The organism is Actinomadura kijaniata NBRC 14229 (genome assembly GCF_001552175.1).
GTDB lineage: Bacteria > Actinomycetota > Actinomycetes > Streptosporangiales > Streptosporangiaceae > Spirillospora > Spirillospora kijaniata.
The window spans coordinates 1-8,262 of sequence record NZ_BCQR01000272.1; the positions used below are offsets into that span (position 1 = coordinate 1).

Annotated in this window: 7 protein-coding genes and 1 pseudogene; all 8 read right to left on the reverse strand. The window is 76.2% G+C overall.

Going from position 1 to position 8,262, the window contains the following annotated elements:
* Positions 1-710 (reverse strand): annotated as a pseudogene (locus AKI01S_RS47030) (ABC transporter ATP-binding protein); the annotation flags it as partial.
* Positions 707-2,692, reverse strand: a complete 1,986-nt coding sequence (locus tag AKI01S_RS47035) for an ATP-binding cassette domain-containing protein (RefSeq protein WP_084000944.1) — start codon at positions 2,690-2,692, stop codon at positions 707-709. The pseudogene AKI01S_RS47030 and the gene AKI01S_RS47035, both read right to left, overlap by 4 nt.
* 99 nt (positions 2,693-2,791) lie before the next feature.
* On the reverse strand, positions 2,792-2,923 hold the full coding sequence (locus AKI01S_RS51465) for a SapB/AmfS family lanthipeptide (RefSeq protein WP_157420690.1): 132 nt from the start codon (positions 2,921-2,923) through the stop codon (positions 2,792-2,794).
* A gap of 10 nt (positions 2,924-2,933) precedes the next feature.
* Positions 2,934-5,549: a class III lanthionine synthetase LanKC gene (gene lanKC, locus AKI01S_RS47040; RefSeq protein WP_067833191.1), complete on the reverse strand. Its 2,616-nt coding sequence runs from the start codon at positions 5,547-5,549 to the stop codon at positions 2,934-2,936.
* A 175-nt stretch (positions 5,550-5,724) separates the two neighbouring features.
* Positions 5,725-6,645: an alpha/beta hydrolase family protein gene (locus AKI01S_RS47045; RefSeq protein WP_067833194.1), complete on the reverse strand. Its 921-nt coding sequence runs from the start codon at positions 6,643-6,645 to the stop codon at positions 5,725-5,727.
* Positions 6,642-7,304: a neocarzinostatin apoprotein domain-containing protein gene (locus AKI01S_RS47050; RefSeq protein WP_067833197.1), complete on the reverse strand. Its 663-nt coding sequence runs from the start codon at positions 7,302-7,304 to the stop codon at positions 6,642-6,644. The genes AKI01S_RS47045 and AKI01S_RS47050 overlap by 4 nt, the downstream gene beginning before the upstream one ends.
* Positions 7,301-7,861: a neocarzinostatin apoprotein domain-containing protein gene (locus AKI01S_RS47055; RefSeq protein WP_067833200.1), complete on the reverse strand. Its 561-nt coding sequence runs from the start codon at positions 7,859-7,861 to the stop codon at positions 7,301-7,303. Before AKI01S_RS47055 ends, AKI01S_RS47050 begins: the two co-directional genes overlap by 4 nt.
* The coding region (locus AKI01S_RS52320) for a P-loop NTPase family protein (protein ID WP_501162098.1) at positions 7,858-8,262 on the reverse strand (405 nt) is incomplete at its 5' end. The genes AKI01S_RS47055 and AKI01S_RS52320, both read right to left, overlap by 4 nt.

The following is an 8,262-nucleotide window of genomic DNA, read 5'->3' on the forward strand; positions in this document are numbered from 1 at the left end:
GCCAGCGCGCGGCCCTCGTCGGCCTGCGCGGCGACGCGGCGGGCGACGGCCGCGCCGACCCGGTCCTCCGCGCCGCAGGCGACGATGTCGCGCAGCCCGGCGGCCAGCTCCCCGGTGGCGGCGGCGGTGCGCTCGTCGGCCAGCAGGTAGGCGCGCTGGCGGCGGGCCAGGGCGGGCAGCGACAGCAGGAACAGCGCCAGCCCCGCCAGGAACGGCGGCGCCACCGCCAGCAGCGTCGGCGGAGCCAGCGCCAGCAGCCCCAGCACCACGCTGACCACGGTGAACACGAACGACCGCACGACCGTCACCACCGCCGCCAGCGCGTCGCGGGCCAGCTCCACCTGGAGCCCGGCGCGGGCGACCGCCGCGGCGTCGGGCGGACGTCCCCCGCCGGTCGCGCGATGCAGCGCGCCGGTGACGACGCGGGTCAGCAGCAGGTCCCGGAACGGCTCCACCAGCTCCGCGACGGTGAGGATCACCTGCCGGGCGCCGACCGCCGCCGCCAGCCACACCGCGCCGAGCAACGCCAGCCACGCGGCCCCGGTCCCCGGCCGCCCGGCGGCGAAGCCGTCCTCGATCGCCCGCGCGATGGCCACCGCGACCGCGAACGCCGGAGCCGCCTCCACCGCCGACCAGGCGACCAGACGCACCAGCAGACGCGGCTCGCCCAGCAACGTGCGAACGACCAGCGACGCGACGGCCCCGCTCACGCCTCCCCCTCCGAACCGCCCGGGGACTTCGGAATGCCTGAGGACCTGGGGGCGGACACAGGCGCCGGGACACCCGGAAATTCCGAACCGACCGAACCCTCCCGACCAACCGAAGGCCCCGGACCGACCGAAGGCTCCAGGCCGACCGAAGGCTCCAGGGCGGCCGGAGCCTTCGCGGCGCCCGGAGACTCGGGCACGGTCGAAGAGCCCGACACGCCCGAAGACCCCGACACGCCCGAAGACCCCGACACAGCCGAAGACCCCGACACAGCCGAAGAGCCCGGGATGGCCGGGGGTTCTGGGGCGGGTTGGAACAGGGCTCGGTAGGCGGGGTCCTGCCACAGGTCCTCGTGGCGGCCTCGGGCGCGGATGTGGCCGTCGTCCAGCCAGATGACCTCGTCGGCGCGGCGGACCGTGGTGAGGCGGTGCGCGACGACCAGACGGGTGCGGCGTTCGGGGCCGCCGGTCAGGGCGTCGGTGACCCGCTGCTCGGTGACGGTGTCGAGGCTGGAGGTGGCGTCGTCCAGCACCAGGAGCCGTTCGCCCTGGGCGATGGCGCGGGCCAAGCCGAGGCGCTGGCGTTCGCCGCCCGACATCGGCGCGGCCTCCAGCGGGGTGGCGTGGCCGTCGGGCAGGCCGCGCACGAACGCGTCGGCGGCGGCGGCCGCGACGGCGCGCCGGACCGCCGCGGGGTCGGGGGCGGGCAGGCCGAGGGCGACGGCGTCGCCGACGGTGTCACCGACCAGGACGGGGCGTTCGAAGGCGTAGCCGACGGCGCGGCGCAGTTCGGCGCGCGACAGTTCGGGCAGGGGCGTGCCGTCCAGCAGGACCGTGCCCCGCTCGGGGTCGGCCAGGCGCCCGGCCAGCGCCGCCAGCAGGGACTTGCCGGTCCCCGACCGGCCCACCACCGCCGTCGCCGAGCCGCCCCGCACCACCAGGTCCAGGTCGCGCAGCCCGCCCCCGCCGGCCGCGGTCGCGGTGACGCCCCGGAACTCCAGGGTGCCCGGTCCGGCGGGCAGGCGGCGGGCGCCGTGGGCGGTGGGGCGCGCCGCCAGGGTCTCGGCGATGCGGGCCGCCGCCGAACGGGCCCGCGCCAGCCGCCCCACCTGGCCCAGCGCCGCCGACAGGCCCGCGCCGAGGACGGCGTAGCGGGCGGCCGCGTACAGCTCCCCCACGCTCAGGTGCCCGGTGGCCAGGCGCCATCCGCCGACGCCGAGCACGACCACCTCCAGCAGCGGGACGGCCAGGCCGACCCGGACCCCGGCGCGGGCGTTGGCGCGCCACAGCGCCATCCCCTGCTCGCGCAGCCGGGGCAGCGGCTCCAGCACCCGCCGGACCTCCGCCGGGGCGGTCCCGGCCGCCGCGACGGTGCGGGCCCCGGCGAGCGCGCCGGTGAGCCGGTCGGCGATGACGCCCAGGGTGGCCTGGTAGCCGCCCGCCAGCGCGGTGGTGTCGCGCAGGAACGCGCGCAGCGCCACGGTGATCAGCAGCAGGCCGAGGACGAGCGCGGCGGGCAGCCACGGGTCGAGCAGCGCCAGCGTAACCAGGGCCCCCACGGTGGGGACCAGCAGCGCGGCGGCGGAGATGACGGCCTCGGGCGCGTGGCCCGCCTCCTCGGCGTTCATGCCGACGCGGGTGACCAGGTCGCCGTCGCCGAACCGGCGGGTGACGGCCGGTCCCGCGCCCAGCACCCGCCGCACGACCCGTTCGCGCAGCCGCGCCGAGGCGCGCGCGCCGGTGGCGCCTCCCGCCCAGGCCCCGAGCGTCTCGGCCACCACCACGCCCGCCACCAGCAGCGCGCACGCCGCGAGCCAGCCGCTCCGGGCGGGCGTTCCCGCGACGAGCGCGTCGATCGCGCGGCCCAGCGCGTACGGGAGCGCCAGTTGCAGTGCGGCCCCGCCGAGCACGGCCGCCGCGAGCGCGACCGGCCAGGGGCCGCCGTCCCGCAGGGTCCGCGCGACCAGCCGGTCCGCCTCGCGCATCGGATGCTCCTTTCCGGGGTGTGGACGGGCCCCGAACGTCCGTCTGGACGTCCGGGGCCCGGTCGTGCTGGGCGGTCAGGGCCGCCTGGTGGGGTCGGCTCAGTGGCAGAGCGCGACACTCAGGTTGCTCGGCTTGGCCGAGCCGCACGTCGCCACGGTCAGGCTGGAGCCGCCGCTGGCGCCGCCGGAGGCGGCGGGGGCCTTGAGACCCTGCAGGTCGAGAAGCGCCATGGTGGGGGGTTCACCTCCTCCCTCTTCCGGTCCCGGGCTGGGCGGAGCCGTCCGGCGTGTCGCCGGGCGGTCCGATGAAGGGGAGGGAGGGGCGGCGCTCGTCGAGCGCCGCCCCGAGCGCCAGCAGCACCCCGGCGGTCCCGGTGGCCAGGTCCATCGACAGCCGCAGCAGTTGGTCGCCGGTGAACGCCAGGCCGCCGCCGTAGGGCAGCGCGTGCCAGCGCAGGCCGCGTACGTGCGCGGCGAGCAGCGGACCGGGTCCCTCCGGGCCGGTCCGCCCGTGGTGGGCCAGCGCGGCGATGATGCCGGCGCGGCCGGTGAACAGGCCCGACTGCACGAAGTACCGGGACCGGGTGACCAGGTCCAGGTCGTGGCGGGCCTTCTCGAGCTCGGGGTCGGGGCGGTGGTACAGGTAGCGGTCGAGGACGAGGGAGACGCCGACCGATCCCTCGTCGAGGTAGGGCAGCAGCCGCCAGCCCTGGTTGACCTGGAGCGAGCCGTCGTCGGCGTGCTTGCAGCGGCGCAGGTCCTGGCGGAGGGCGTCGGCGGCGCGGTCCAGCAGGGCGGTGTCGCCGGTGCGTTCGTAGGCGTGCAGGAACAGCAACGCCGGGCCGCTGGAGCCGTGCATGAGCCCGGCGCGCGGGTGGTCGCCGCCGCTGGTGTCGGGGACGTCGTCGGGTCCGCCGAGCCGTTCGGCGCACAGTTCCACGGCGCGGTCGGCGGCCTCGGCGAACGCGGTCTCGCCGGTGGCGCGGTGCAGGTGCGCCAGGTTCAGGCCGACGCCCGCCAGGCCGGAGAACAGGTTCGTGCCGAGCCGCTCCCAGTCCTCGCGCAGGCAGATGTCGGTGACGTCGAGCGCGTCCTGGCGGCGGCCCAGGCGTTCCAGCACGTAGGCGGTGCCGTGCAGGCCGTCGTAGAAGCCGAGGGGCGTGCCCGGCGCGGGTTGCAGGGCGCGTTTGGCGAGCCATTCCTCGTGGTCGGGGCGGGGGTCGGCGCCGGTCTCGGCCAGCGCGTACAGGACCCCGGCCGCGCCGGTGGCCACGTTGATCCCGCCGCCGTCGTCGAACTGGGCGACGTCGCCGGGGAACAGGCGGTCGTCGCGTTCGGGGGTGGCGGCGGCCAGGATCGCGCGGTGCAGGGCGTCGCGGACCTCCGGCCAGGGGGCCTCGCCGGGGAGCGGCGGGGCGGTGACCGGTGCCGGGTCGGGTTCGGGGTCGGGGCCGAGGATGGTGGCGCACGCCTCGTCGAGGAACGCGCGCGGCACCGGGAACGTCTCGGCGACCAGGTCGGCGATCTGCCGGACGCGGGGGCGGTGCAGCAGCAGGGTGACGGTGGTCATGGGGGCGAACAGGCCGAGCCGCAGGCAGGCCAGCGCGTACTCGTCCACGGCGGTGCCGGTGCGGTCGGCCGGGGCGAAGAAGGCGGGGTTGGCGAGGGTGGCGCGGCCCTCGTCGGCGGCGAGCATGGCCACCTCGAAGTCGATGAGGCAGATCCGGCCCGACGGGGTGAGCAGGATGTTGTTGGGATGCAGGTCGCCGAAGACGACGCCGCGTCCGTGCAGCGTGCGCACCGCGTCCTCGACGGCGGCGACCGTCTCCAGCGCCCAGTCGGTGTACTCGGCGATGGTCGTCTCGTCGCAGGTGGCGCTGGTCAGCGGGTAGCGGCTGACCAGCCGGTTCTGCAACGGGACGCCGTCGACGAACTCCTCGACGAGGAACTCGTGCTCGCCCAGGGTGAAGTGGTCGAGCAGGGCGGGCACCGCGTCCAGCCCGGCGAGCCGCCGCAGGATGTCGCGTTCGTGCCGCAGCCGGGTGACGGCGTCGCGTCCCGCCGCGTCCAGTCCCGCGTGCGGCCGGGCCTCCTTGAGCACCACCCGGGAGCCGCTCCTGCTGTGGCGGCCCAGGTAGACGCCGCCGCCGTTGGAGAAGTGCAGGACGCTCTCGATCTCGTAGGGCAGGCCCTCGACGGTGACGGCGTTGCGGGCCGCCAGGTGCGGTTCGAGGAAGGCGGGCAGCGGCACCCACTCGGGGGTGGCGAAGGTGGCTCCGCGCACGTCGGGGACCAGCTCGCCGTCGGCGTTCTCGATGGCCAGGACGAGTTCGCCGTCCTTTCCGACGCATTTGCGTTCGGCGAATCCCCCGTATCTGACGAAAAGCGGTCCGTCGTCGTATCTGAGATCGCTCAGAATGTACGGACCCTGGACTCCGTCGAGAAGCTCGTCGAGTTCCCTCAGGGTTGTTTCGAGTTCTTTCTCGTCACGCGGGTAGAGGGTGGCGAGTTTCCCGCTGGCGCCGCGTGAGGCGGTCTTGGCGTTGCGCATCAGGAGGGTCGCCTGGCCGCGCAGGTACTTGAAGGCGATGCCGCGTTCGACGCAGTAGTCCCACATCACGCCCAGGGCGCGTTCGGCGTCCTCCAGCCGCGCCGAGATGTGGATCTTCCAGCCCTGGGCGGGGAGGGGCGCTTCCCCGGCGGGACCGTAGTACATCCACACATCGGATTCGTGTCTTTCCCAGCCGTCCGGGACGGGGCGGGAGACGAGCGAGAAGTCCGAAGCCTCGTTCTGCTGCCGGCCGAGCACGTCGTAGAAAAGTCGATCGGCGAGACAGTAGGGCTCGTACCGGTCCATCCCGCTCCTTTCGTCGGCCACCGGTGAAAGCATTGCCGATCGTTCGGGAAAGGGATAGTCGGTAACACAGCATTGCGATGTGCGTATCGCACGGCCGCGGTGTGCGGCCGCCACCGCCGCCGCCGTGCGGTCCGCCCCGGACGGCGGCGGTACCGGTGGCGACGGCGGTGGGGGCTCAGCGGACGTAGGTGACCGTGACGTCCTCGTCGACGCCGTCGCCGACGCCGTAGAGCCAGGCGGCGGCCCAGCGGTCCCCGAGGGCGGTGCGCAGGAACATGCCGCTCCACCTGGCCGAGGCCCGGATCGAGGCGTCCTGTCCGAGCGTCTGGGGGGACGGGTCGGGCAGGGCGCCCGCCGGGTTCTGGCCGTCGGTGAGGTCGTAGTGGTTCGCGCCCGTCACCGACACCAGCATCTTGGGCGGCCGCTGGATCGCGTCGTAGGTGCCCGCCGCCGCGGCGGGGGCGGCCACGCCGTCGGCGGTCCCCTGGACGAGCGCGACGGGGACGGTGTTGGGGACGGGCGGGTTCGCCCCGCCGCCGCGCGGGGTGTTGTTGGTGCCGTGGAGCGCGGCGCCCCTCAGCTCGGCGGGCCGGGCGGCGGGGTCGGCGCAGAACGGCGGGGCGCACGCGCCCGTGGTGAGCGCCAGCCCGGTCGCGCCGCCGAAGGAGTGGCCGAGCAGGACGAGGGAGCGTTCGTCGATGCGGCCCCGCAGCGGGGATCCGGCGCGGGCGTCCTCGGCGCGCATCCACTCCACCGTCCAGGCGGCCTGGGCCGTCTCGGCGTACAGGCCCGTCCGCCCGAACACCGCGCGGCGGTGGTTGGGGACGACGACCGCGAAGCCCAGCCGCGCGACGGCGCGGGCGAACGCGGAGTAGTGGGACTTGTCGACGTCGGCCCCCTGGAGCAGCAGCGCGACGGGCAGGTTCGCGCGGTCCCCGGGGGCGTACACGTCGGCGGCGTCGCCGTGCACGGTCGTGGGGTACTCGATCGGGCCGGCGGACGCGCGGGCGGGGGACGCGGTCGCCGCCGTCAGGGGCGAGGCGGCCAGGGCCAGGGCGGCCGACGCCGACGCGGCGAGCCTCAGCAGGGCGTTCACGAGGCGCGGCGACGTCGGCGCGGAATGATCAGCAGCGCGGCGGAGCCGCCCATGACGAGGGCGGACGCGACGAGCGCGTAGGTGGGGACACCGTCGGGGCTGCCGGTGTGGGGCAGCTTCCGGTCGTCGCCGTCGCCGCTCCCGTTGCCGCTCCCGTTGCCGTTGCCGTTGCCGTTGCCGTTGCCTCCCCCGCCGTCGACTCCTCCGCCGCTTCCCTGGCCGATGGTCAGGGGGACCATGGCGGTGTTGGCGGTGCGGTCGGCGCCCGAGACGCCGATGAGGGTGACGCCCACGACGCACGCGCCGGGCCTGGCGGTGCAGTCGGTGCCCTTGACGTTCTTCTTGATGGTGACCCGCACCGAGGACTTCCCGTCGGACGAGGTCCACCGGCCGTCGGCGACCTGGCCCATGTAGGCGTGGGGCGCGGCGAGCTCGCAGTCGTCCAGGCCGGCGGCGGGCGGCTTGCACAGGCCGAGCGGGGACTGCCCGGTCCTGGTGAACCCGGACGCCGACACGGTGATCTGGTCTCCGTCCTTGAGCCCGGTGGTCTTGCTGACCTGGAGCCGTGGTCTGGCGGCGGCGTCGGCCGACACCGCCGCCAGGGTCGCGGGCGCCACCGCGAGGGCGGCGAGCGCGGGCAGGGCGGACAGGCGTTTCATGGCGTTCTCCTTCGGGGGGTGCGGCGCTGGGCGAACGCGATGCCCGCGCCGGTGAGCACGAGGACGGCGACGGTGGCGCCCCACAGTGCGGTGGACGGCCCGCTCTCGGCGGCGGGCGGTGCGGCCGGGGCGGCGGGGGCCGCCGTCCCGCCCTGGAACGGGGAGCCGCGGAAGCCGACGGCGACGGCCGCGGTGTTGGCCCTGACGATCGCGGGCGGCGCCTTGCCCGGCAGCGGGGCCGCGCCGATGACGCACCGCCGCCTGGTGCAGTCGGTCCCGCCGAACCTCGCGCGGGCGGTGAGGGTGACGGTGGGCAGGGCGCCCCCGGCGTCGACGTTCACGAACGTCGCGCCGCCACCGAGGTCGCAGTCGCCGGGGCCGGTGTAGCCCTCCCGGCACAGGCCGACCGCGACCGACTGGAGGCCGGGCCGGAACCCGGCGCCCGTGACGGTGATCTTCTGTCCCTCGGTGAGGTCGGTGACGGGGGTCGCGTTCAGGGTGGGGCCGGGGGCGAGGGCCGCCGCGAGCGCCAGGGCGGCGGTCAGTGACGCGGTCATGTCGGTCGGCCTCCTCGGTGGAGCAGGTGGTGGACCTGTTCGGGGGTCGGCGCGGTGAGCTCGGCGGCGGTGCGGCCGCGCCGGAGCACGTGGACGCGGCCGCACACCGACAGCACGACGGGGATCACCGGCTCGGCCAGCAGCAGGGCGGTGCCCTCGGCCAGCAGCCGCCGGACCGTCGCGGCCAGCACGTCGGCGGACACGCGGTCCAGTCCCGGCGACAGGCCGTCGACGAGCAGCAGCCGGGGCCGGGTGACGAGCGCCTCGGCCAGGCCCAGCAGCCGCGCCCGCGGCTCGTCGAGGTCGGCGGCGGGCTCGTGGGCGCGGTCGCGCAGCGACGGGAACACCTCCAGGACGGCCGCCGCGGCCGTGCCGGGGTCGGCGCGGCCGAGGGCGGCGGC